This window comes from Polaromonas sp. YR568, from assembly GCF_900116715.1.
In the GTDB taxonomy this organism is placed as follows: Bacteria; Pseudomonadota; Gammaproteobacteria; order Burkholderiales; family Burkholderiaceae_C; genus Polaromonas.
On sequence record NZ_FPBM01000004.1, the window covers coordinates 266,561 to 288,493 of the forward strand.

Here is a 21,933-nt window from a genome sequence, read left to right on the forward strand (position 1 = left end):
ATGCACGCCGCCCGGCCACCGGAGCAATCATGATGCTGCGCTTTCTTCTGGGACGCCTGGCCAACGCGGCCGTGGTCATGGTGCTGGTGTCCATGCTGTCGTTTTCCCTGTTCAACTTCATCGGCGACCCGGTGAGCAACCTGGTCGGGGAAAACGCCACGGTGAACGAGCGCGACGCCATGCGCCGCTCGCTGGGGCTGGACCAGCCCTTGCCGCTGCAATACCTCAAGTTTGTGGGCCGCGCGGTGCAGGGCGAATTCGGCGTGTCCTACCGCAACATCGAACCGGTCTCACGCGTGATCGCCAGCCGCCTGCCGGCCACGCTGGAGCTCAGCCTGGTGGCCGCCGTGCTGGCCCTGGGTGTGGGCATACCCATGGGTGTCTATGCGGGGCTCAAGCCGCGCTCCCTATTGACGCGCGGGCTGCAGGTAGTCTCACTGGTCGGCATCTCGGTGCCGTCCTTTGTCACCGGCATCATCCTGATCCTGATTTTTTCGATCTACCTGAACTGGCTGCCGTCCTTCGGCCGGGGCGACACCGTCATGCTGGGCGTGTGGAGCACCGGCTTCCTGACGGCCAGCGGCTGGAAGTCTTTGCTGATGCCGGCCATCACGCTGGCCTTGTTCCAGCTCACGCTTTTCATGCGGCTGACGCGCACACAGATGATGGAAGTGCTACGCAGCGAATACATCAAGTTCGCGCGCGCCCGCGGCCTGCGTGAGCGCTCCATCAACTACCGCCACGCGCTGCGCAACACGCTGATTCCCATCATCACCGTCGCTGGCCTGCAGCTGGGCTCCATGATCGCGTTCTCCATCATCACCGAGACGGTGTTTCAGTGGCCCGGCCTGGGCTTGCTGATCATCCAGGCCATCAGCTTCGGCGATGTGCCGGTGATTGCCGCCTACCTGCTGCTGATCGCGCTGCTGTTTGTCGTGATCAACACGGTGGTCGATCTTCTGTACTTCGCGGTGGACCCGCGCCTGCGCGCACAGCGCTGAGGACACGGCATGAAAACCCTGATGCTGACCGCGCGCCGCTGGCGCCACTCTGACCTGGCCTGGAGCCTGGGCCGCTCGCCCGAGGCCTGGATCTCCGCGCTGGTGCTGCTGGCCTACCTGGGCATGGCCGTGCTGGCCCCCTTGCTGGCGCCGCAAAACCCGTTTGACCTCGCGGCGCTGGACCTGATGGACGCCCGCTTGCCGCCCGCCTGGGTTGAGGGCGGCCAACTCAAGTACCTGTTCGGCACCGACGGCCAGGGGCGCGACATGGTCTCCGTCATGCTCTACGGCTTGCGCATGTCGCTGCTGGTCGGCGTGGCCTCTACCTTGCTGTCGCTGGTGGTGGGCGTCACGCTGGGCCTGGTGGCTGGTTATGTGGGCGGCCGCATCGACAACCTCATCATGCGTGCTGCCGATGTGCAGCTGAGCTTCCCGGCCATCCTGGTGGCGCTGCTCATTGACGGGCTCTCGCGCACCGTGCTGCCGCGCGCCGTGCATGAGCAGCTCTCGTTGCTGATCGTGGTGGTGGCGATTGCGCTGGCCAACTGGGTGCAGTACGCGCGCACGGTGCGCGGCGTCACCATGATCGAAAAAGACAAGGACTATGTGAATGCCGTGCGGCTGATCGGCATGGGCCGCGCGCGCATCCTGTTTCGCCATGTGCTGCCCAACATCCTGAGCCCGGTGCTGGTCATCGCCACGCTGTCCATCGGCCTGGCGGTGCTGACCGAGGCGACCCTGAGCTTTCTGGGCCTGGGCGTGCCGGCCACCTCGCCCTCGCTGGGCACGCTGATCCGCCTGGGCAACGAGGTGCTGTTTTCGGGCGAGTGGTGGATCACTGTGCTACCGGGCCTGCTGCTGGTCGGCCTGGTGCTCAGCGTCAACCTGTTCGGCGACTGGCTGCGCGACGCGCTCAACCCGCGATTGAAATAACCATGACCACTTTCAATGCCTCTTCCGCGACTGCGCCTTTGCTGTCGGTGCGCGGCCTGCGTGTGCAGATACCGACGCGCCATGGCCCGCTGCTCGCGCTTGACGATGTGAGTTTTGAGATTGCCCGTGGTGAGATCCTCGGCTTTGTCGGTGAATCCGGCGCCGGGAAGTCGCTGACCGGCATGGCCGTGCTGGGCCTGCTCGATGCGCCGGCCCACATCGCCGCCGGTGAAATCATTTTTGACGGCAAACCCATCCACGCGCTGCCCGCCTCACAGATGCGCAAGCTGCGCGGCAGGCGCATCGCCGCGATCTTCCAGGACCCTTTGCTGAGCCTGAACCCGCTGCTCACCGTCGGCGACCAGCTCACCGAAACCATGCGCACCCATCTGCCGCTGACCGGTGAGGAGGCGCGCGAGCGTGCCATCGGCTGGCTGCGGCAAGTCGGCATTCCTTCGCCGGCCGAACGGGTGGACGCTTACCCGCACCAGTTCTCGGGCGGCATGCGCCAGCGCATCGTGATCGCGCTGGCCCTGTGCGCCGAGCCCGACCTGGTGATTGCCGACGAGCCCACCACCGCGCTTGATGTGTCGGTGCAGGCCCAGGTGCTGGAGCTGCTGCGCACCCAATGCCGGGAGCGCGGCACCGCCGTGCTGCTGGTCACGCACGACATGGGTGTGATCTCCGAGAACGCCGACCGCGTCGCCGTCATGTACGCCGGCCATATCGCCGAGACCGGCCCGGTCGACCAGATCGTCAACCGGCCGCGCCACCCCTACACACGGGGGCTGATGGGCTCCATCCCGCCGGTGGACAGCGATGCCCAGTGGCTGCAGCAAATCGACGGCGCCATGCCGCGCCTGGCGTCAAGGCCCACGGGCTGCGCATTTCACCCCCGTTGTGCGCATGTAAGCGCACAATGTGTCAGCACCCAGCCCGTGCCGCACCGCGAGGCGGATGCGCTGGTGGCCTGCTGGCATCCCCAGCAGCACACCGCGATGGCGGAGGCCCTATGAGCAGCCCTTACCTCAGCGTCAAAAACCTGTCGCGCGAATTCAAGGCGCAGGGCCGCACGGTGCGCGCCGTCGACAACGTGAGTTTTGAGATACCGGCCGGCACTACCTTCAGCCTGGTCGGCGAGTCCGGCTGCGGCAAGACCACGCTGGCCCGCGTCATGGCGGGGCTGGACAAACCCAGCGCCGGCAGCCTCGACTTTGCCGCGCCGGCAGGCGGCCGCGTGCAGCGCACGCAGATGATCTTCCAGGACCCGTACGCCTCGCTGAACCCGCGCTGGCGCGTCGGCGATGCGATTGCCGAACCCATCACCTTCCAGAATTTGCGGCCGCGCGCAGAGGTCAAGCAACGCGTCGAGGACTTGCTGGTGCGCGTTGGGCTGGCGGCGGCCGACACCGCCAAGTTTCCGCATGAGTTTTCAGGCGGCCAGCGGCAGCGTGTGTCGATTGCCCGTGCGCTGGCCGGCGAGCCAAGCTTTCTGGTGTGCGATGAACCGACCTCCGCGCTCGACGTCTCGGTGCAGGCGCAAATCCTCAACCTGCTCAAGCGCCTGGAAAAGGAAGAAGGCCTGACCAGCCTCTTCATCAGCCACAACCTGGCCGTGGTGCGTTTTGTGTCTTCGATGATCGGCGTGATGTACCTGGGCCGCCTGGTGGAGGTCGCCCCCACGGCCGAATTGTTTGCCGCGCCGCGCCATCCCTACACCCAGCTTCTACTCGAAGCCATTCCGCGCATAGGCCAGGGCCGGCGTGCCGTGGCCGTGCCGGCCGGCGAGTTGCCCAGTCCGCTGGCGCCGCCGCCCGGCTGCACCTTTCACCCGCGCTGCCCGGCGGCCATGGACGTCTGCCGCCGCGAGGCGCCGGCGCTCAGGCCCGTCGCCAACGGCGCGTCCGTGGCCTGCCACGCCGTCGAGGCCGCCGGCCAGGCCGTTCGTTTCATGCCCCAGGCTGCGGCCCGGGGCGCCGCTTTATCCTCTCACCTAGCTTCCGGAGTTCCCGCATGACTGAACAGATAGATATCCTGATCGAACACGGCACCGTGATCACCGTGGACGCCCAGCGCCGCGTGATCGAAGACGGCGCCGTCGCGGTCAAGGGCGACCGCATCGTCGCCGTCGGCACCACCGCCGAATTGCGTGCGCGCTACAGCGCCGCCAAAACCATCAACGCCCACCGCAAAGCCGTGCTGCCCGGCCTGATCGACAGCCATGCCCATGCCGGCCACGGCATGCTGCGCACCATGGGCGCGGGCGACCCGGGCGCCTGGATGGATGCCTGCGCGGTGATTTACACCTCGGCGTCGGACGAGCAGTTCTGGCGCGCCGAGTCGGCCATGACCTCGCTGGAGCGTCTCAAGGCCGGCGTGACCACCGGCGTGTCGCTGTTCGGCGGCGGCGACTCCATCATGCGTGTGGACGACCCCAAGTACGCCAGGGCGCATTGCGATGCGGTCGAGCGCGCCGGAACGCGCTCTGTGGTGGCCGTCGGCCCTTCGCGGCCCTCGGCGCCCAAGCGTTATGTGGACTGGGCCACCGAGCCGCCGACCTCGCGCGATATTGATGCCGAGACCATGCTGGATGTCTGCAAGTCCATCATCGACGCCAACCATGGCCGGGCCGATGGCCGCCTCAACATTGCCGTCACCTTGCCGGTGTTCGCGCCCATGCACGAGCCCGAGCATGAGACGGTGCGCGAGCTCTTTCACAAGCAGGCGCGCGACTACTTCAGCCTGGCCAAAGAGCGCGGCCTGACCTTCACACAGGACGGCCACCGCACCGGCACGCTGGCCCTGGCGCACAAGGAACTGGGCCTGCTGGGCCCCACGTCCTTCATGTCGCACAGCATCGACCTGAACGAAGAAGACATCGCGGTGACGCGCGACACCAATACCCGCATCGTGCACAACCCGAGCGCGGTGATGTCGATACGCGGGCGCTGCCCGGTGCCCGAGCTCATCGATGCGGGCGTCATCGTGGCCATCGGCTCCGACGGCTCGGCGCCCGACCGCGGCTACGACATGTTCCGCCACATGTTCCAGTGCATGCACTACCACCGCCGGCATTTCCGCGACGCGGGCGTGCTGCCGCACGGCAAGGTGCTGGAGATGGTGACCATTGACGCGGCGCGCGCGCTGTCGATGGACCACGAGATCGGCTCGCTGGAGGCCGGCAAGAAGGCCGACATCATTCTGGTGGACCTCTTCAAGCCCCACCTGATGCCGCTGAACATGCCGGTCTACCGCGTCACCTGTTTTGCCAACGCGGCTGACGTGTGCGCCACCATCGTGAACGGGCGCATCCTGATGGAAGACTACAAGGTGCTGTCCGTCAACCAGAATGAGATTCTGGAAGAAGTGCAGGAAGCCAGCGAACGCATGCTGGACCGCAGCGGCCTGCGCCACCTGACGCAGTCGCCCGCGCGCCTGTGGAATGCCAGCCACTATTGAAGTGGCGGCTGTTCGATCTATTTAAACCAGGATTTCATGTGAGCTACCTCCGTCTTCCCAAGCGACAGTTTCTTTCCGCCGCGGCCGTGGCCACCGGCCTGCTGTGCGGCCTCGCCAGTCCGCTGGCACAGGCCCAGGGCTGGCCCACCGCGAAGCCGATCACCATGGTCGTGGGCTTTCCGGCCGGCGGCAGCGCCGACATGATTGCGCGCACCGTTGCCGAGCCTTTGGGCAAGCGCCTGGGGACGCCGGTCGTGATCGAAAACCTGAGTGGCGCCGGCGGCACCATCGCGGGCCAGAAGGTGGTCAACGCCGCGCCCGACGGCTACACCCTCTTCATGGCTTCGGGCAGCGAGGTGTCCATTGCCCGGCTGTTCAACCCCGCCGTCAAATACAACGGCGAAACTGATTTCACGCCTATCGGCCTGGTCGGTGATGTGCCCATGGTGCTGGTGGCCAGCCCCAGGTCCGGGCTCAAGACCGCGGCCGAAGCGCTGGACAAAGCCAGGCGCGACCCGAATGCGCTGAGTTATGCCTCCTCCGGCGTAGGCACCATCCTCAATGTGGCGGGCGAACTGCTCAACCAGAAGGCCGGCACCAAAATCAGCCATGTGCCTTACCGTGGCGCGGCGCAGATGGCGATTGACGTGGCAGGCGGCAATATCGAACTGGCGTTTTTCATGACGCCCACGGCCTTGCCGCATATCGAGACGGGCAAGATGGTGGCGCTGGGCGTGACCACGCAGGGCCGTTCCCGCGCGGCGCCGCAGATCCCTTCCTTGTCGGAAACACCGGCGCTCAAGGGCTACGACATCAGCCTGTGGAACGCGCTCTTCGGCCCTGCCAAAATGCCGCCGGCCATCACGGCGCGTCTGAACAAGGAACTCAATGAGGTCTTGCGCGAACCGGCCGTATGGCAAAAGCTGCAGAAGGCCGGTGTGGATGCCCAGGGGAGCACGCCGCAAGGGCTCTCGCAGCGAATTCGCGACGAGGTCAAGCGCGTGCAGAGCATTGCACCCGCCACGATGAAGGCGGGCGGTTAGGCCGCCAGAAAGCCCGCGGCCTGCGCCACGGCCGCCGTATCGGCCTTGACCGCATCGGGCGGCCCGCCCTTGCCCCACAGCTCGCCGCCGTAGTTCATGGCCATGAACTGTGCGCACAGCCGGATCGAGTCCACCATGGGCTGCGCCTTGGTGCGGTCGCCGCTGGTGGTGATCAGCCGCAGCGTCTTTTTGGCCATCTCTTCCTTGAAGGGCAGGCCGGGCACACGCATCCAGGCGCTCCAGTGATCCAGGTAAATCTTCAGCGGCGCGGGGATGCTGTACCAGTACACCGGCGCCACAAACACGATGTCGGTGGCGTCCATGGTGGCATCCAGCAGGGTCTTCATGTCGCCGTTCGGCATGTCGTATTTGCCGCTGGTGTGGCGCTGGTCCACAAAGGGCGGCAGTTGCAGGCGTGACAGGTGATGCCAGGTTTGCGGTGTGCCGGCCGGCAATGCGGCAGCCGCTTGCTGCGCCAGCCATTCGGTGTTGCCCAGCGCGCCGGGTTCACGGGTGGAGGTGGTGAGAAAGAGAAATCGAGGGTTGGCATTCATGGCGGCCATGGTAGCGGCAGCCGCCGGTCTTTGCTCGCGCGGGGTTGGGGCTCGCATGCCAGAATGAATTCATCGACAAACTCTTTTGTGAGCCGCTTCCCATGATCCATATCCGCGACATTGACCATATCGTCCTTCGGGTGGTGAGCCTGGACGCGATGATAAAGTTTTACACCCAGGTGCTGGGCTGCACCGTCGAGCGCCGGCAGGACGAGATCGGACTGGTGCAGCTGCGTGCCGGCAGCTCGCTGGTTGATCTGGTGCCGGTGGACGGCAAGTTGGGCCGGGCCGGCGGGGCGGCGCCCGGCAAGGAGGCGCGCAACGTCGACCATTTCTGTTTTCGCGTGGAGCCCTTCGATGCCGAGTCCATTCACCGCCACCTGGCGGCCCATGGTGTGGAGGCGGGCAAGGTGGAGTCGCGTTACGGCGCCGAAGGTGAAGGGCCGTCGATTTACCTCAACGACCCCGAAGGCAACACCGTGGAGTTAAAGGGGCCGGCTTGGCCCGCCGGCTACAAACCCTAGAACTGCCGCCAGCCCTGCCAGGCGGTGAAGGCGGCGCAAAGAATCAGCACCGCGCCAACAGTCCGCGCCATCGCCACGCTGGCGCCAGGCCGGTCTGCCAGCCACTGGCGTGCGCCGGCAGCGGCCAGCGCCAGTGAGCCATACACGCCGGCCTGCGTGACCGCGATGATGAAGCCCAGCGCCGCAGCCTGCACCCAGAGCGAGCCGTACTCAAGCCGCAGGAACTGCGGAAAGATCGCCAGCATGAACAGATAGGCTTTCGGGTTGAGCAAACAGGTCAGCGCAGCCTGCCGGAAGGTCCGCCATGGCGACTGCTCCTCTATGTCGGGCAGGGCGCCGAAAACAGAGGTGCTGCGCGTGAGCGACCAGCCAATCCACGCGATGTAAAGGCTGCCCGCCAGCAGCATCACATTCACCATGCCCGGCACAAGTTGCAGCAAGATGCCCAAGCCGAGCGCCCCGGCCACAACGTGGCAAATACCGCCGGCCACGATGCCGCCCACGGCAAAGAGCCCATAGCGCCGCCCGCCCGTCAGCGAGCTGGCCATCACGAACGCCATGTCCATGCCGGGCAGGATGATGATGCCCAGCACCATCAGGAAAAACAGCCAGAGATGGGCGAACTGGTCCATGGTGTGATGCGCCTTTGCCGGTGATTCAGTGGTGCGCCACGTGATAGGCGGGCCGGGTCAGCTTCATCACCCAGTTGGTTTCCCAGTGGCGGCCGCCGTCCACCGAAAACGCCTGCTCCCAGCGCGCGCTGCCGGGCGTGATGCCCGACCAGGTAAAGCGCACCCGCACCGGCCGGCCTTCGTGGCTGTCATTGCCTTCAAAGCGGCCCACACCGTCAGCAAACGCGCCCACCACCGGCGGCTGCAGCAAGCCGTCGCTCTGGCTCACCCAGTAGATGCTCCACAGCCGGTCTTGCGGGTTGAAAAAACGCAAGGCCATGCCGATGTTTCCCTTGTCCTCCGTGACCAGGTCATTCATGTTGCCCAGCCCGCCCAGCAGCAGCGCACCGTCCTGCACCGCTTCAAAACGTTCCCAGTCTGTGCAGCCTTGCAGCCGCTTTTTCAGGCGCTCGTTGCTGACCAGCCAGCGCCCGGTGATGAAGTTGAAGTCGTGGCGGCCGTCGTTGCCGTCATGGATATGTGACAGGTCCAGGGTTTTGGGCAGGGAAGTCGTCATGGAGGTGGTCATGGGTTGAAAGCGCTTTTGGCGCCCCGGGTGGTTGGCGGTAAAAGCAGTCTAAAAACGTAATAGGGCGGTTTCGGCCCTAATTAAGGGATAGACTTTTCCACCATGTATTCCCCGACTACACGTGTGCTCACGGTGCTTGAATTGCTGCAGTCCCACGGGCGGCTGAGCGGCGCCGAGCTGGCCCGCCGGCTGGAGGTCGACGGCCGCACGCTGCGCCGTTACATCGCCAAGCTGGAGCAACTCGGCATCCCGGTTGTGGCCGAGCGCGGCCGTTACGGCTGCTACAGCCTGGTGGCCGGCTTCAAGCTGCCGCCCATGATGTTCACCGACGACGAAGCCCTGGCCTTGTCCCTGGGGCTGCTGGCCGCGCGCGGCCTGGGCCTGGCTGAGGCTGCACCCGCCGCACAAAGCGCCCAGGCCAAGCTGGAGCGGGTGATGCCCCACAACCTGAAAAACCGCATCCGCGCGCTGGGCGAAACCGTGACGCTGGACATGCGCCAGGCCGACGCGCCCGGCGACAACACGGCCCTGTTGGCGCTCAGCATTGCCGCGCACGGCTGGCAGCGTGTGCACATGGCTTACCGCTCGGCCGAAGGCGATGTGACCGAGCGCGACTTCGACGCCTACGGCCTGGTGTTTCGCCGCGGCCGTTGGTATGCGGCGGGCTGGTGCCATTTGCGCGGCGCGCTGCGTTCATTCCGGCTGGACCGGGTGCAGGACGTGCGGCCGCTCAATGTGGTGTTCACGCCGCCGGCCGACTTTGACGCCGTGCAGCATCTGGCGCTGGGCCTGGCCACCATGCCGCGCAGCAACACCGTGCGCCTCTTGCTTCACACCGATTTGCAGACCGCGCAAATGGAGCTGCCCGATAGCGTGGGCGTCTTCCAGCCCAGCGAAGACGGTGTGCTGCTGCACAGCCAGACCGATCACCTCGGCTGGTTCGCGCGGCAGCTGATGCGTCTGTCTTTTTCGTTTGATGTGCAGGAACCCGCTGAGCTGCGGGTTGCTTTGCGCGAGCACGCCCAGCGCACGCTGGCGCAGCACGCCGCCTGAAAACCGCTTGGCGGCGCTCAGGCCGCGCTGGTTTGCAGCTTGCCCCGCGCGCGGTCCAGGCCGTAGAAGCCGAAGTCCATGGCCGGCACTTCGCCGCTGATCAGCTCGGCCATGGCCTTGCCCGAACCCGCGCCGTGCGTCCAGCCCAGCGTGCCGTGCCCGGCATTGACCCACAGGCGGCCGATCCTGGTCTTGCCGATGTAGGGAATATTGGTGGGCGTTGCGGGGCGCAAGCCGGTCCAGAAATGCGGCGAGCCGCCTTGCTCTTCAAGGCGCGTGTCGCACACGCCCGGCAGCACTTCTTCAATGCGGTCGGCCAGCATCTTGCAGCGGGCCTTGGCCAGCGGCGTGTCCAGCGAGAGGTCGTAACCGCCGACCTCGATGGTGCCGGCCACACGCAACTTGTCGCCCAGCCGGCTCATGGCGCACTTCACTTCATCGTCGATGGTGCTGACAAAAGGCGCCTGGCTGGGCTTGAGCAATTTGAAGGTGGCGCTGTAGCCCTTGCCGGGGTAAATCGGCAAGTCGACGCCCACGGTGCGCAGCAGGGGCGCTGTGTAAGAGCCGCAGGCCACAACCACTTCATCGGCCTTCAGATAGGCCAGGCTTTCGTTCTCGCCCCGGATGGAGCGCGGCCGGATGGCGACCGACTCGATCGCGCCGCCGGCTTTCTCCAGCCGCACCACGTCATGCCCAAACAGAAAGCGCGCACCCCGGTCGGCGCAGCGCTGCGCCAGTGCCTGGGTGAACACGCGGGCGTCGCCGCTTTCGTCGCTGGCGGTGTAGGTGCCGCCCACGATGCGGTGCGCAAAGGATTTGAAGGCCGGCTCAATCGCCAGCAGCTCGGCGGTGCTCACCACGCGGCGCGCCACACCGTATTTGCGCATCAGGGCCGCAGCCTCGCCGGCGGTGTCAAAGGTTTTCTGGTCGGTGAAGTAGTGCGCGATGCCGCGCTCAAGCCGGTTGTATTCAATGCCGGTGGACTCCACCACGTCCTTAAGCGCTGCGTGGCTGTAGGCTCCCAGCGCCACCAGTTGCTGCACATTGCGCTCGAAAGCCTCGTCGTTGCATTGCGCCAGAAACTGCAGGCCCCAGCGCCACTGCTGCCAGCCTTCACCGAAGGGCAGCTGCGGCCGGAACAGCAGCGGCGCGTCGTCGCGGAACATCCATTTCAGGGCCTTGAGCGGGGCGTCCTTGTTGGCCCAGGGCTCACAATAGCTGACGGAAATCTGCGCCGCATTGCCAAAACTGGTTTCCAGCGCCGCCTCGGGCTGCCGGTCGACCACGGTCACCTCATGGCCCCGCTCCAGCAGATGCCAGGCGGTGCTCACGCCAATGATGCCTGCCCCCAAAACGACGACTTTCATGCCAAAACCCCTTTAAGGATCAAGTGTGAAGGATGTTGCTTTCAATTAATAGAAAAATTAAACTCTCAGTGAAAACATCAGTACGGCTAATAGAGCCAGTAAACAAAGACAACAAATAGGGGATACGGGATGAGTACTTTTGATCCTGATGCATTAGAGTGCCTGGCCGCCATCGTGGAAGAGGGCGGTTTTGAGCGCGCCGCCCAGCGCCTTTCCATCACCCAGTCTGCGGTGTCGCAGCGCCTGCGCGCGCTGGAGGCCCAGGTCGGCACCGTGCTCATTGTGCGCAGCCGCCCGCTCAAGCCTACCTCCGCCGGGCAGCTGTTGCTCAAACACACCAAGATGCTGCGCCTGCTGCGCGCCGACCTCGAACGGGACTTGAAAGAGCTCGCGCCCAGCTCGCTGGGCGGCGCGCGCGAGGAAGAGCGCATCTCGATTGCCATCAACGCCGACAGCATCGCCACCTGGGCCTTGCCGGCGCTGACCGAGCTGGCCCAGCAGGGCCTGCCCATGGAGATCATCCACGACGACCAGAACTTCACCCACGAATGGCTGCGTGAAGGCCAGGTGCTGGGCTGCGTCACCACGCTCAAGCAGGCGCTGCGCGGCTGCAAGGTGGAGCCGCTGGGCGCAATGCAATACATCGCAGTGGCCACGCCTGAATTTGCGCAAAAACGGCTGGGCCTGCGCGACGGCGCCGCCGACAAGGAAGCACCGCCCGCGTTGACGCAATACAACTTCCGCGATGTGCCCTTCATCGCCTTCAACCGCAAGGACGAGTTGCCGGTCGACTTTGTGAGCAAGGCCTTTGGCTTGAAGCGCGTCACCCTGAACCAGTTGTTTGTGCCCTCATCCGAAGGCATGGTGAGAGCCGTGCTGGCAGGCTGGGGCGTCAGCGTGGTGCCGCGCCTTCTGGCGCAAGGCCTGATTGACGGGAACCAGCTCGTGAACGTGGCGCCCAGCTACACCCTGCCCATCCAGCTCTACTGGCATTGCTGGAACCTGGAGTCCGAAGTGCTGGATGCGCTCACGGCGGCGCTCAAGCAGTCGGCGGCGCAGTCGCTGGTTCCCTGACCCTTTGCTGTCGTAGCGCTCCGGCAAGGCGCTGCCGGAACATCGGTTGACTGTTCGCCCCCTGACGGCGGGCTGACTCTGCGCCCGTTTCTAGGGGAAAACCTGGCGCGGCCGCGGCACCGCCCTGCCTATCCTGCGGGCGGTACAGGAGACAACCATGTTCAAAAAAACGCCCCGCCCCGCGGGCATTCGCTGCTTCGCATCGCTCATCTTCACAGCCGCAACATTGGCCGCAGCCTTTCCAGCCGCGAGCCAGACAGCGCCGGAACCGCAAGGCGCCAATACCTTGAAGATAGGCGTCATCGGCCCCTTCACCGGGCCGTCCGCCGACTTCGGCGTGCCCATGCTCAACGGCATCCAGCAGGCGGTGGACGAGATCAATGCCGTGGGTGGCTACCTCGGCCGCAAAATCGAGATCGTTCGCAAGGACGACCAGGCGAACCCCGATGTGGGCCTGAAGATGTCGCAGGAACTGGTGGCTGAAAAAGTCAGCGCCGTCCTGGGCTTTTGCAACACCGGCGTGGCCGCCAAATCACTGGGCGTTTTTCAGGACAACAAACTTCCCTTGATCATTCCGTGCGCCACGGGCTCGCCGCTCACCGCCAAATATCCTGGCCCCGAGAGTTACATCTTCCGCACCTCGCCCAAAGACGCCATCCAGGCGCCGTTTGTGGTGGACGACATCCTCAAGCGCGGCTGGGACAAGGTCGCGGTGTTTGCCGACACCAGCGGCTACGGCGAAGCCGGGCTGCAGGACGTGGAAAAGGCGCTGGACGCCAAAAAGCTCAAACCGGTTTACGTGGCCCGCTTTCCGCTCGGCGTGAAAGACCTCGGTGAAGAGTTGAAGGCGGCAAAAGCTGCCGGCGCCAACGTGGTGTTCAGCTACACCGTCGGCCCCGAGAACGCGGTGATCGCACGCGGCCGCCAGGCGCTGAACTGGAAGGTCCCGCAGGTCGGCGCCTGGCCTTTGTCGTTTCCGTTTTTTATCGACGGCGGCAAGGAGGCTGCCGACGGCGCACTGATGGCGCAGACCTTTATCGCCGAGCCGAGCAATGAGCGCCGTGCGTCTTTCCTGACCAGCTATGCCCGCAAGTTCAATGTGAAAAAAATACCGGTGCCCATGGCAGCGGCGCAGGGTTATGACGCGGTCTACATCCTGGTGTATTCGCTGTTCACCATCCGCGACGGCAACCTGGGCGGGCCGGCCGTGAAGGCCGCGCTGGAAGGCAAGAGCCGCACCTACTACGGCGTGGTCGCCACCTATGACCAGCCCTTCAGCAAACTCGACAAAGACGCCACCACCCAGAACATGCTGGTCATGGGCATGGTGAGGAACGGTGCGGTCACCTTTGCCTATCCGGAAGACGCCAAGCGCAATCTGTTTGTGCAGCGCAAGCAATAGCGAGCGATACGGAGCAACGCCGGGTAATAGCAAACAATAGTATTGCTTGGGCCGCCATGCCCACCGGCAAACTGCAATAAAGGGCCACGCATCCATTTACAAAATCCGGTGCTTTCCGCACACTCCAACATGGTGCGCAGACTGCTGCGCGCCGCAGTGAAGAGAAAAGGCACGAGGTAACTGGAATGCTGGGTTGGCTGGGACTGCGTACCCGTCTGGTTTTACTGGTGCTGCTTGCGCTGCTCCCCGTGTTCGGCCTGCTTGTCTACTCCGCCGAGCAAAGCTACCGCGCGGCGCTGCAGCTTGCCAACGCCAACCTGCAGTCGCAGGTCCTCATGCTGTCGGCGCGCCAGCAGCGCACGGTCGACATGGTGTACGAGCTGCTCAACGGCGTCGCCAGCAGCCCCCACATCAAAAGCCCGGCGCCCGGCCTGTGTGGGCAGCATTTGAAGAACCTCCATTCCGAGCACCCCGAGTTCAACAACCTGGGTCTGGCCGCGGCCGACGGCAAGCTGCTTTGCAACGCGCAGGGCATACGCGGCGACTTCAACATCAGTGACCGCCTGTTCTTTCAGCAGGTGATGGCGGGCCAGCGCTTTGCCGTGGGGCACTACACCCTGGGCCGCAACAGCGGGCGGCCGGGTGTCGGCTTTGCGGTGCCGGTGCGCAGCGATGGCGGCCAGATCGGAGGCGTCGCGTTTGCCGTGCTGGGGCTCAAGGGCCTGACGCCCTCGTTTGAGGACATGCCCGCAATGCCCGGTGCGCGCCTGACGGTGCTGGACCGGGACGGTGTCGTGCTCTCCGTTTCACCGCAGTCGCCGTCGTGGGTGGGGCGTGTGCACCCCGACCCGCTGGTGCAGCAGGCCGTCAAAGGGCGCCAGCAAGCGGTATTGCAGGGCGCCGATGCGCAGGGGCTGGCGCGGGTCTATGCCGTTGCCCCCGTGTCCGGCGGCGGGGCGAGCGGCCTCTTCGTGGCGGTCAGCGTGCCGCACGAGATGATCGCGGCGCCCAGCCGCCGCGACCTGCTTGTCGAGCTGCTGGTGCTGCTGGCCGTGGCGCTGTTCGGCGTGGCCTGCGCCTGGTGGCTGGGCAACCGGCTGATCGTCAACCCGGCCCACGCCATCCTGAAGGAAGCCAACGAGGTGGCGCTGGGCAACATGAATGCACGCGTGAAGCTGGGCCCGCTTTACCAGGGCGAGCTCGGCCAGATCGGCACCTCCTTCAACCGCATGGCCGAGTCGCTGCAACTGCGCCAGCAGGAGCTTGACGCCGCGCTGGGCCGCGTCGACAAGGAGCGCGGCCTGCTGGACCTCATCATCAACAGCATGAATGAGGGCGTGATCGCCGCCGACACCGAGGGGCGCTTCCTGCTCTTCAATGCCACGGCGCGCAAGCTCTTTTCCGTCGCGCCCGAGGCGGGCATGCAGGTTGACGACTGGCGGCGCGGCCATCAGCTCCTGATGCTGGACGGAAAAACCGCCTACGCCGATTCCGAGCGGCCCCTGACCAAGGCGGTGCGCGGCGTCAGCGTCGACAACTGGGATGTGCTGTTTCGCCGGCCCGGCACCGAAGACCGGGTGCTGCGCATGGGCACCCGGCCGCTGCAGGACGCCGGCGGCGCGCTCATGGGCGGCGTCGTGGTGTTCAACGACATCACCGAGCTCAAGGCCGCAGAAAACTTTGCCCTCGCGCAGGAGCAGGTGCTTGCGCTGATCGCCGGCAGCGCGCCGCTGCGCCAGTCGCTTGAGGCCGTGGTGCGGCTGATCGAAAAAAGCTCGCCCGACAGCCTGTGCTCCATCCTGCTGCTCAAGGGCCAGAAGCTGTACCTGGGCGCTGCGCCCAGCCTGCCCGACAGCTACAACCAGGCCATCGAAGGCCTGCAGATCGGCGAAAACGTGGGCGCCTGCGGCAGCGCGGCCTTTCGCAATGCGCTGGTGGTGGTGGAAGACACCCAGGTGGATCCGCTGATGCAGGACTTCCGCGAGCTGATGCAGACGAACAATCTGCGCGCCTGCTGGTCCACGCCCGTGGTGTCGACAGACGGCGAGGTGCTGGCCACCTTCGCGATCTACCGCACCTATCCCTGCAGGCCCCAGGCCGGCGACCTGGAGCTGATCGCCATCGCGGCCCGGCTGGCCGGCATCGCGCTGCAGCGCGCGCGTGCGGAAGAAGCGCTCATCAGCAGCGAAGCGCGTTTTCGCGAGCTGGCTGAAAACATCAACGACGTCTTCTACAACGTGGACCCGCGCACCGGCCGCCTGCTCTACATCAGCCCGGCCTACGAGAAGATCTGGGGCCGCAGCCGCGAGAGCCTGTATGCCGACCCGAAGTCTTATGCCGATGCGGCGGTGGCCGAGGACCAGCCCCTGCTCAAGCTCGCCCGCCAGCGCAACCGCACCGGCAAGATTTCCGACATCGAGTACCGCATCCTGTCGCCGGACGGCAAGATGCGGTGGATACGCGACCACTCCTACCCCGTGTTCAATGCCTCGGGCGTGCTCGAGCGCGTGGTGGGCACCGCGCGCGACATCACCGACAGCAAGCTGGCCGACCTGGCGCTGGCCAGCACCAACCGGGCGCTGCAGATGCTCAGCCGCTCCAGCATCGCCATCAACCGGCTGGACGAAGAAGCCGCCCTGCTGGCCGAGGTCTGCCGGGTGGCCGTCGATGTGGGCGACTACCGCATGGCCTGGGTGGGCTACGCCATCGACGACGAGGCCGGCAGCATCCGGCCCATGGCGCATGCCGGCGACGAAGACGGCTACCTCGATGCGATACGCCTGAGCTGGCGCGACCACGATGCGACAGGGCAGGGGCCGGCGGGCCAGGCCATCCGCAGCGGCCAGCCGCAGCAAAGCGGCGACATCGGCAGCGCCGACAACCACTTTCACTGGCACGAGGCGGCCATGGCGCGCGGCTACCGCAGCGCCATCTGCCTGCCGCTGCGCGACGGCACCCGCAGCTTCGGGGTGCTGTGCCTCTACTCGGCCGAGGCCCAGCACTTCACCGGCGGCGAGATCAAGCTGCTGCAGGAGCTGGCCGACAACCTGGCCTTCGGCATCGTCAGCCTGCGCGCACGGCTGGAGCGCCGGCGCGCCCAGGAGGCCGCGCGCCAGGCCGCCGCGGAGATCATGCGGCTTAACGCCAGCCTGGAAGAGCGGGTGCAGCAGCGCACCGCGCAACTCGAATTTGCCAACAAGCAGCTGGAGGCTTTTTCCTATTCGGTGTCGCACGATTTGCGCAGCCCGCTGAGCGCGGTCGACGGCTTCAGCGACCTTCTCGAGCGCGCCATGGTCAAGGCCGAAACCAGTCCGCTCACCGAGCGAAGCCGACACTACCTGGCCCGCATACGCGCGGGGGTCTCGCAGATGGGGGAGTTGATCGACGCCATGCTCACGCTGGCGCATGTGTCGCGCTCCAGCCTGCGCTGGGAGCCGGTCAACCTCAGCGCCCTGGCCACGGCCGTGCTCGACGGCTGGCGCGAGCGCGAGCCCGCGAGGCAGGTGCAGATCCAGATCGAACCCGGCCTGATGGGGGTGGGGGATTCGCGGCTGCTCAAGCAGGTGCTCGACAACCTGCTCGGCAATGCCTGGAAATTCAGCGCCAAGCAGCCGCTCACCGACATCACTTTCGGCCACGAGGTCAACGACGACGGTGAAACCGTCTACTTTGTGCGCGACAAGGGCACCGGCTTTGACATGGCCTACGCCGCAAAACTCTTTGGCGCTTTCCAGCGCCTTCATTCACTGTCGGAGTTTTCCGGCACCGGCATCGGCCTGGCCACCGTGCAACGCATCGTGGCGCGCCATGGCGGGAAGGTTTGGGCGCACTCCGTGCCCGGTGAGGGCGCGACTTTCTATTTCACGCTCGGCGCGGAGACGCTGTGAGCCCGTGCTTACCGATTGGTCGTACTCAAAGAATTCTTAACCCAGCATGAGCCGCGGAACCGGCTTTGCCGGGCCGCAGGGCGGGCGGCCCCCTCGGGGGGCAGGAAGCTACACGCAGTGAGCGACCGTGGGGGCTTAAAAGCTGCGTTGCTGCAGCGTTTCGCGCAGGGTTTGAGCTTTGTCGGCGTCAAACTGGCCTTCAACGCGGGCCAGCACTTCACCCTGGCGGTTCACCACCACGGCGTAGACCTGGTCGGTGCCGTTGAGGCCCGCGGAGCGCACAAAGCTGGCGCGGTCGGTGAACACCGGCACCAGATTGGCTCTTTCCCTGTCGGCGGTATAGCGCTGAAGCAGCCGGTTCTCAACCTCGCTGCGGCCGGTCAGGGTGCCGGGATCGTTGACAACAGGCATGCGCATCCAGGTGATGGAAGGGTCGTTGCGCAGGTTCAAACCCTGGATCCAGCTCTCGACTTCGGCATGCTTGCCGCGCTGGAAGGTGATCAGGGCCAGCGTGCGATCAGAAGGTAGGCCTTGCGGCACGGTGACAGGCTGGCGCAACAGCGTTTGCGCCATGAAGTCCGGCAGGCGCCCCATCACGCTGGAATCGCTGGGCGACGCAACTGCGAGCCCAAAAGCCAGGCCGACGGCCAGCAGCCAGGCGCCAAGGTAGGTCACATTGCTCTTCATGATGCTCTCCCGGTACGGGTTTGGTGCAAGAGATCCTGCACAAACCCCTTATTGCAAGATACATGCAAGCCAGGGGCTGCGCAAACCCACAATTGGAACAAAGTGTTGCCCTTGTTAAGCGCTTGTGAAGGTTTTTCGGATGCCTGTTGGGTCGCGCCGCAGCCGGGAAGTTCAAAAGTCAGACGCAAAGGTGAATACATCACATCGGGGCGGCCGTGGCAGCCGGCGCCGAGGTGACGTCTTGCTATGGTTTTGGTAGCTGCCAGCGCCCGTCAAATAGGAGCTGGCAGGCCAAATAGGGTTAGGCGTCTACCCTGATCAGCAAATCCGGCAAATAGCCCTCTTGCTCGCCTTTGCGGGCATAACCCAGCGGGTTGGCCACCACACGGCAACCGCGGCTTGTGTAAGCAATCGCACAGTGCAGGTGTCCGTGCAGCCAGAGGTCGGCCAGCGGCAGCAATTCGTCCAGTGAATTGCAAAAACCCGCCGTGCCCGGCACCAGACCGTAGCGCGGGTCGGCGCTCAGCAGGCTGGGCGCAAAGTGCGTCACCGCCACGGTGGGCCCGTCAAACGGCACGGCCAGCGCCTGCCGCAGCCAGGCCTGGCTTTTCAGGCCCTGCTCACGCACATCGGCAGCCAGTAGCGGCTGGCCATCGCGGAACGAATGGTTTTTGCTCAGGTAGAAATTGGCCGCGCGAAAGGCTTTTTCACGCGCCTTGAGCTGCTCGCCCAGCGTGATGTCCGCGTCCTGTGGCTCGCCCGCGCTCAGCGCGTCAAAGTCCGTCCACAGCGTGCTGCCCACAAAACGCACGCCTTGCAGCACCACGCTCTCTTGCTCCAGCCAGACCATGCCCAGCCGCTCGCAGGTTTCACGCAGCCGCGTGTGGGTCTCATCGAAGTCCAGCCCGTCGTATTCATGGTTGCCCGGCAGAAAGAGCACCGGCACCGGCCAGCCCGCGCCGCCTTGCTCCACCGGCAGGGGCGAAAACCGCGCCAGCCCGAAGTCGGCCACGCCCAGTTCTTCAAGCCGCGAGCCCTGCTGGTAGGAGCCGATATCCCCGGCCAGCACCAGCACGTCGGCGCCGGGCACCGGCTGCGCGGTGAAATGGGGGTTGGATTCGAGATGGAGGTCGGAGAGGAGCTGGATGTTCACCCGGCCATTGTGTCATCCGGCACCTGCGTAAAGGTTTGCGGGCAGGAGTTGCGCCGCCGGGGGGTCATGCGCTAGATTCCCCTCGCAGGGCAACACAGGAGCCGCTTTTGCCGTTAAAAGAAATCCCCAGCGCAGATGTCGCGCGCACCTTTGCGTCTTACCCGCCGGCGCTGCAACGCAAGCTGCTGGCGCTGCGCCGGCTGGTGCTCGACACCGCGGCCGCGACACCCGGCGTCGGTGAGATCGAGGAAACCCTCAAGTGGGGCGAGCCGGCCTACCTTACCTCCGTCAGCAAAAGCGGCAGCACCATCCGCCTGGGGCCGGTCAAGTCCAGCCCCTCGCAGTACGCGCTTTACTTCAACTGCAAGACCACGCTGGTGGACACTTTTCGCACGCTCTTCCCGCACGAGCTGCGCTACGACGGCAACCGCGCCATCGTGCTGGAAGCCGGCGAGGCGTTGCCGCGCGAGGCGCTGGCGTTTTGCATCCAGGCCGCCTTGACTTATCACCGCAGGAAACCGTCATGAAACCTCGCATCACCCTGATCACCCTCGGCGTTGACGACCTGAAGCGCGCACTGGCCTTTTACCGTGACGGCCTGGGGCTCGCGACGCCCGGCATCGTCGGTGAAGAATTCGAGCACGGCGCCGTGGTCTTTATCGATATGCAGCCCGGCCTCAAGCTGGCCTTGTGGCCGCGCGCCAGCCTGGCGCACGACACGGGGCTTGCGCTGTCGCAGCGGGGCGCGCCGGGGTTTTCACTGGCGCACAACGTGTCTTCGCAGCAAGAGGTAGATGCCGTGATGGCCCAGGCTGCGAAAGCCGGCGCGGTGGTCGTCAAGCCGGCCGGCGCGACCTTCTATGGCGGATATGCCGGCTACTTCCAGGACCCGGACGGCCACCTGTGGGAAGTGGCGTGGAACCCGCAGTTCGAACTGGCCGACTAGACGGGGCTTGCCTGGTCAGGCCAGCGGCGCTGCCAGCCGCACCGTGAAGGTCGTACCCTGCCCGGGCTGGCTGCTCACCTCGATTTCGCCCCGGTGCAGGTCCACACATTCCTTGACGATGTGCAGGCCGATGCCGGTGCCGGCAATGCTGCCCACATTGGTGCCGCGGTGAAAGCTGCCGAAAAGCCTCGGCAGGTCGGCCTCGGGGATGCCTATGCCCTGATCGGTGATGCGCAGGTGCAACTGGTCGTCCACGCCCCTGACCGCCAGCTCCACCGGCGTGTCGGGGTCGGAGTACTTGAGGGCATTGCCCAGCAGGTTGACCACGATGTGGCGCAGCAGCTGCGGGTCGGCGGTGCGCGGCGCGTCCAGGGCGTCGCAGGTCAGTGAGACGCGCGCGGCCTGCGGGTTGCCGCGTTCGAGCTCCGCCATCATCTGCACCAGCCAGTCAGGCACCTCCAGCGGCTTGGCTTCGAACTTGAACTTGCCCAGCTCCAGCCGGTTGGTCAGCAAGACCTGCTCGACCATGCCATTCATGCGCGCCACGGCGGTCTTGATCTGGCCCAGCAGCTCGTGGCGCTCATCGGCCGGAAAGCTGGCGCCATAGGTGTCCAGCAGTTCCACCGACGACAGGATGGCGGCCAGCGGTGTGCGGAACTCGTGCGAGGCGACGGCGACGAAACGCGATTTGAGCTCCGACAGCTCGCGCTCGTGCGCCAGCGCCTTGCGCATGTCTTCCTCGGCCTGGCGCTTGCGCGTCACGTCGGTCAGGAAGTTGAGCGTGGCGCGCGTGCCTTCCCACTCGAACATCACCGCGCTGATCTCCAGCCAGCGCGTGATGCTCTGGCTGTGCTGCACGCGGAACTGGTAGTGGTTTTCAACCAGCTCACCGCGCAGGCGCTTCATGTGGTTGCCCAGCACCTTCTCGCGGTCGTCGGGGTGGATGAATTCGATGAAGGGGCGGGACTTGGCGGTTTCTTCGTCGAGCGCGGTCAGCTCCAGCGCCTTGGGGTTGGCATAGAGAATGCGCCCGCCGGCCGTCACCAGAATGCCTTCACTGACGTTTTCAACCACCGCGCGGTATTTGGCCTCGGAGTCGGTGCGCCGGCCGATCTCCACGCTCAGCTGCTTGGAGGTGTCGAGCTGCCAGGTGATGTTGGTGGCCAGGTGGATGACGCGCAGCAACTGGCCCGAAGGACTGTGCATGGGCAGCGCCCGCTGGCTCAGCCGGGCGACGCCGCCTTTGGGCCGGTTGACTTTGTATTCTTCACTGCGCTTGAGCGGGCTGGTCTGCAGGCTCAGCACCCGTTCGCGGTCGGCCGGGTCCACTTGCTCCAGCCACTGCCAGGGCTTGTCGCCCAGGGTGTCGGCGGACAGGCCCCAGAAGGCTTCAAAAGCCGGGTTGGTATAGCTGATGCGGCCGGTTTGCGGGTCCCAGGACCACAGCATGGCTTCAATATTGGAGGCGATCTGCCGCAGCAGCAGCAGCGCTTCGCCTGGAGATGACGCCTGCGCCTCAGCCATTCATGGACTCCCACGCTGGACGCTTTGCGGCGGCTTGAAGGAGAGTGACGAAGGACAAAAAGGCATCAGCCAAGCATAGCCGTGCTGCCTTGTGAAGTTTTCCCCGGAAATCACCTAGACATGCAG

Annotated in this window: 20 protein-coding genes; 13 read left to right on the forward strand and 7 right to left on the reverse strand. The window is 65.5% G+C overall.

What is annotated here, in order from left to right:
- Positions 1 to 32: 32 nt before the first annotated feature.
- Genes BM408_RS11260 through BM408_RS11285 form a run of 6 tightly spaced genes read left to right on the forward strand, consistent with a single transcriptional unit; the run spans position 33 to position 6,436 of the window.
- A complete protein-coding gene (locus BM408_RS11260; RefSeq protein WP_092130083.1) occupies positions 33 to 1,001 on the forward strand; it encodes an ABC transporter permease in 969 nt (322 codons plus the stop codon).
- A gap of 9 nt (positions 1,002 to 1,010) precedes the next feature.
- Positions 1,011 to 1,934, forward strand: coding sequence for an ABC transporter permease (locus tag BM408_RS11265; protein WP_092129946.1), 924 nt, complete (start codon positions 1,011 to 1,013; stop codon positions 1,932 to 1,934).
- A gap of 2 nt (positions 1,935 to 1,936) precedes the next feature.
- Complete coding sequence (locus BM408_RS11270) at positions 1,937 to 2,950, forward strand: ABC transporter ATP-binding protein (protein WP_092129947.1); 1,014 nt, start codon at positions 1,937 to 1,939, stop codon at positions 2,948 to 2,950.
- Entirely contained in the window at positions 2,947 to 3,951 is a 1,005-nt protein-coding gene (locus BM408_RS11275) for an ABC transporter ATP-binding protein (RefSeq protein ID WP_175541759.1), read from the forward strand. The genes BM408_RS11270 and BM408_RS11275 overlap by 4 nt, the downstream gene beginning before the upstream one ends.
- Positions 3,948 to 5,393 (forward strand): amidohydrolase family protein, encoded by a 1,446-nt coding sequence (locus tag BM408_RS11280; protein WP_092129949.1) that lies wholly within the window; start codon positions 3,948 to 3,950, stop codon positions 5,391 to 5,393. The genes BM408_RS11275 and BM408_RS11280 overlap by 4 nt, the downstream gene beginning before the upstream one ends.
- Before the next feature lie 38 nt (positions 5,394 to 5,431).
- Positions 5,432 to 6,436: a Bug family tripartite tricarboxylate transporter substrate binding protein gene (locus BM408_RS11285; protein WP_254774781.1), complete on the forward strand. Its 1,005-nt coding sequence runs from the start codon at positions 5,432 to 5,434 to the stop codon at positions 6,434 to 6,436.
- On the opposite strand, the gene BM408_RS11290 is transcribed toward BM408_RS11285, so the two are convergent.
- Positions 6,433 to 6,999 (reverse strand): flavodoxin family protein, encoded by a 567-nt coding sequence (locus tag BM408_RS11290; protein WP_092129950.1) that lies wholly within the window; start codon positions 6,997 to 6,999, stop codon positions 6,433 to 6,435. The genes BM408_RS11285 and BM408_RS11290 overlap by 4 nt on opposite strands.
- Positions 7,000 to 7,091: 92 nt before the next feature.
- Between BM408_RS11290 and BM408_RS11295 the strand changes: the two genes are divergently transcribed.
- The gene (locus BM408_RS11295; protein ID WP_092129951.1) at positions 7,092 to 7,514 is read left to right on the forward strand and encodes a VOC family protein; all 423 of its coding nucleotides are present in this window, start codon (positions 7,092 to 7,094) and stop codon (positions 7,512 to 7,514) included.
- Here the strand turns inward: BM408_RS11295 and BM408_RS11300 are convergent.
- Positions 7,511 to 8,146, reverse strand: a complete 636-nt coding sequence (locus tag BM408_RS11300) for a LysE family translocator (RefSeq protein WP_092129952.1) — start codon at positions 8,144 to 8,146, stop codon at positions 7,511 to 7,513. The genes BM408_RS11295 and BM408_RS11300 overlap by 4 nt on opposite strands.
- 25 nt (positions 8,147 to 8,171) lie before the next feature.
- A complete protein-coding gene (locus tag BM408_RS11305) occupies positions 8,172 to 8,702 on the reverse strand; it encodes a hypothetical protein (protein WP_092130085.1) in 531 nt (176 codons plus the stop codon).
- A gap of 114 nt (positions 8,703 to 8,816) precedes the next feature.
- Between BM408_RS11305 and BM408_RS11310 the strand changes: the two genes are divergently transcribed.
- Entirely contained in the window at positions 8,817 to 9,767 is a 951-nt protein-coding gene (locus BM408_RS11310; RefSeq protein WP_092129953.1) for a helix-turn-helix transcriptional regulator, read from the forward strand.
- Between the two features lie 17 nt (positions 9,768 to 9,784).
- Here BM408_RS11310 and BM408_RS11315 read toward each other — a convergent pair whose 3' ends face one another.
- Positions 9,785 to 11,134 (reverse strand): D-amino acid dehydrogenase, encoded by a 1,350-nt coding sequence (locus BM408_RS11315; protein ID WP_092129954.1) that lies wholly within the window; start codon positions 11,132 to 11,134, stop codon positions 9,785 to 9,787.
- Between the two features lie 129 nt (positions 11,135 to 11,263).
- On the opposite strand from BM408_RS11315, the gene BM408_RS11320 reads away from it, so the two are divergent.
- The 3 genes from BM408_RS11320 (at position 11,264) to BM408_RS11330 (ending at position 17,497) form a co-directional block, all read left to right on the forward strand.
- Entirely contained in the window at positions 11,264 to 12,208 is a 945-nt protein-coding gene (locus BM408_RS11320) for a LysR family transcriptional regulator ArgP (protein WP_092129955.1), read from the forward strand.
- 157 nt (positions 12,209 to 12,365) lie between these two features.
- Positions 12,366 to 13,610: an ABC transporter substrate-binding protein gene (locus BM408_RS11325; protein ID WP_092129956.1), complete on the forward strand. Its 1,245-nt coding sequence runs from the start codon at positions 12,366 to 12,368 to the stop codon at positions 13,608 to 13,610.
- 185 nt (positions 13,611 to 13,795) lie between these two features.
- Positions 13,796 to 17,497, forward strand: coding sequence for a GAF domain-containing protein (locus BM408_RS11330; RefSeq protein WP_092129957.1), 3,702 nt, complete (start codon positions 13,796 to 13,798; stop codon positions 17,495 to 17,497).
- Between the two features lie 135 nt (positions 17,498 to 17,632).
- Here the strand turns inward: BM408_RS11330 and BM408_RS11335 are convergent, their stop codons facing one another.
- The gene (locus tag BM408_RS11335; protein WP_092129958.1) at positions 17,633 to 18,184 is read right to left on the reverse strand and encodes a hypothetical protein; all 552 of its coding nucleotides are present in this window, start codon (positions 18,182 to 18,184) and stop codon (positions 17,633 to 17,635) included.
- A gap of 301 nt (positions 18,185 to 18,485) precedes the next feature.
- Entirely contained in the window at positions 18,486 to 19,337 is an 852-nt protein-coding gene (locus BM408_RS11340) for a metallophosphoesterase (protein WP_092129959.1), read from the reverse strand.
- 107 nt (positions 19,338 to 19,444) lie between these two features.
- Between BM408_RS11340 and BM408_RS11345 the strand changes: the two genes are divergently transcribed.
- Positions 19,445 to 19,864 (forward strand): DUF1801 domain-containing protein, encoded by a 420-nt coding sequence (locus BM408_RS11345; RefSeq protein WP_092129960.1) that lies wholly within the window; start codon positions 19,445 to 19,447, stop codon positions 19,862 to 19,864.
- The gene (locus BM408_RS11350; RefSeq protein ID WP_092129961.1) at positions 19,861 to 20,283 is read left to right on the forward strand and encodes a VOC family protein; all 423 of its coding nucleotides are present in this window, start codon (positions 19,861 to 19,863) and stop codon (positions 20,281 to 20,283) included. The genes BM408_RS11345 and BM408_RS11350 overlap by 4 nt, the downstream gene beginning before the upstream one ends.
- A 15-nt stretch (positions 20,284 to 20,298) precedes the next feature.
- Here the strand turns inward: BM408_RS11350 and BM408_RS11355 are convergent, their stop codons facing one another.
- Positions 20,299 to 21,807, reverse strand: a complete 1,509-nt coding sequence (locus tag BM408_RS11355) for a sensor histidine kinase (RefSeq protein WP_092129962.1) — start codon at positions 21,805 to 21,807, stop codon at positions 20,299 to 20,301.
- Positions 21,808 to 21,933: the final 126 nt, after the last annotated feature.

What these genes read in the sequence shown, in the direction of transcription:
- BM408_RS11290 (WP_092129950.1), bottom strand. Translation starts at nt 6,999, where the DNA reads ATGGCCGCCATGAATGCCAACCCTCGATTTCTCTTTCTCACCACCTCC.
- BM408_RS11275 (WP_175541759.1), top strand. Translation starts at nt 2,947, where the DNA reads ATGAGCAGCCCTTACCTCAGCGTCAAAAACCTGTCGCGCGAATTCAAG.
- BM408_RS11280 (WP_092129949.1), top strand. Translation starts at nt 3,948, where the DNA reads ATGACTGAACAGATAGATATCCTGATCGAACACGGCACCGTGATCACC.
- BM408_RS11310 (WP_092129953.1), top strand. Translation starts at nt 8,817, where the DNA reads ATGTATTCCCCGACTACACGTGTGCTCACGGTGCTTGAATTGCTGCAG.
- BM408_RS11295 (WP_092129951.1), top strand. Translation starts at nt 7,092, where the DNA reads ATGATCCATATCCGCGACATTGACCATATCGTCCTTCGGGTGGTGAGC.
- BM408_RS11265 (WP_092129946.1), top strand. Translation starts at nt 1,011, where the DNA reads ATGAAAACCCTGATGCTGACCGCGCGCCGCTGGCGCCACTCTGACCTG.
- BM408_RS11270 (WP_092129947.1), top strand. Translation starts at nt 1,937, where the DNA reads ATGACCACTTTCAATGCCTCTTCCGCGACTGCGCCTTTGCTGTCGGTG.
- BM408_RS11325 (WP_092129956.1), top strand. Translation starts at nt 12,366, where the DNA reads ATGTTCAAAAAAACGCCCCGCCCCGCGGGCATTCGCTGCTTCGCATCG.
- BM408_RS11305 (WP_092130085.1), bottom strand. Translation starts at nt 8,702, where the DNA reads ATGACGACTTCCCTGCCCAAAACCCTGGACCTGTCACATATCCATGAC.
- BM408_RS11330 (WP_092129957.1), top strand. Translation starts at nt 13,796, where the DNA reads ATGCTGGGTTGGCTGGGACTGCGTACCCGTCTGGTTTTACTGGTGCTG.
- BM408_RS11320 (WP_092129955.1), top strand. Translation starts at nt 11,264, where the DNA reads ATGAGTACTTTTGATCCTGATGCATTAGAGTGCCTGGCCGCCATCGTG.
- BM408_RS11350 (WP_092129961.1), top strand. Translation starts at nt 19,861, where the DNA reads ATGAAACCTCGCATCACCCTGATCACCCTCGGCGTTGACGACCTGAAG.
- BM408_RS11260 (WP_092130083.1), top strand. Translation starts at nt 33, where the DNA reads ATGCTGCGCTTTCTTCTGGGACGCCTGGCCAACGCGGCCGTGGTCATG.
- BM408_RS11335 (WP_092129958.1), bottom strand. Translation starts at nt 18,184, where the DNA reads ATGAAGAGCAATGTGACCTACCTTGGCGCCTGGCTGCTGGCCGTCGGC.
- BM408_RS11300 (WP_092129952.1), bottom strand. Translation starts at nt 8,146, where the DNA reads ATGGACCAGTTCGCCCATCTCTGGCTGTTTTTCCTGATGGTGCTGGGC.
- BM408_RS11315 (WP_092129954.1), bottom strand. Translation starts at nt 11,134, where the DNA reads ATGAAAGTCGTCGTTTTGGGGGCAGGCATCATTGGCGTGAGCACCGCC.
- BM408_RS11355 (WP_092129962.1), bottom strand. Translation starts at nt 21,807, where the DNA reads ATGGCTGAGGCGCAGGCGTCATCTCCAGGCGAAGCGCTGCTGCTGCTG.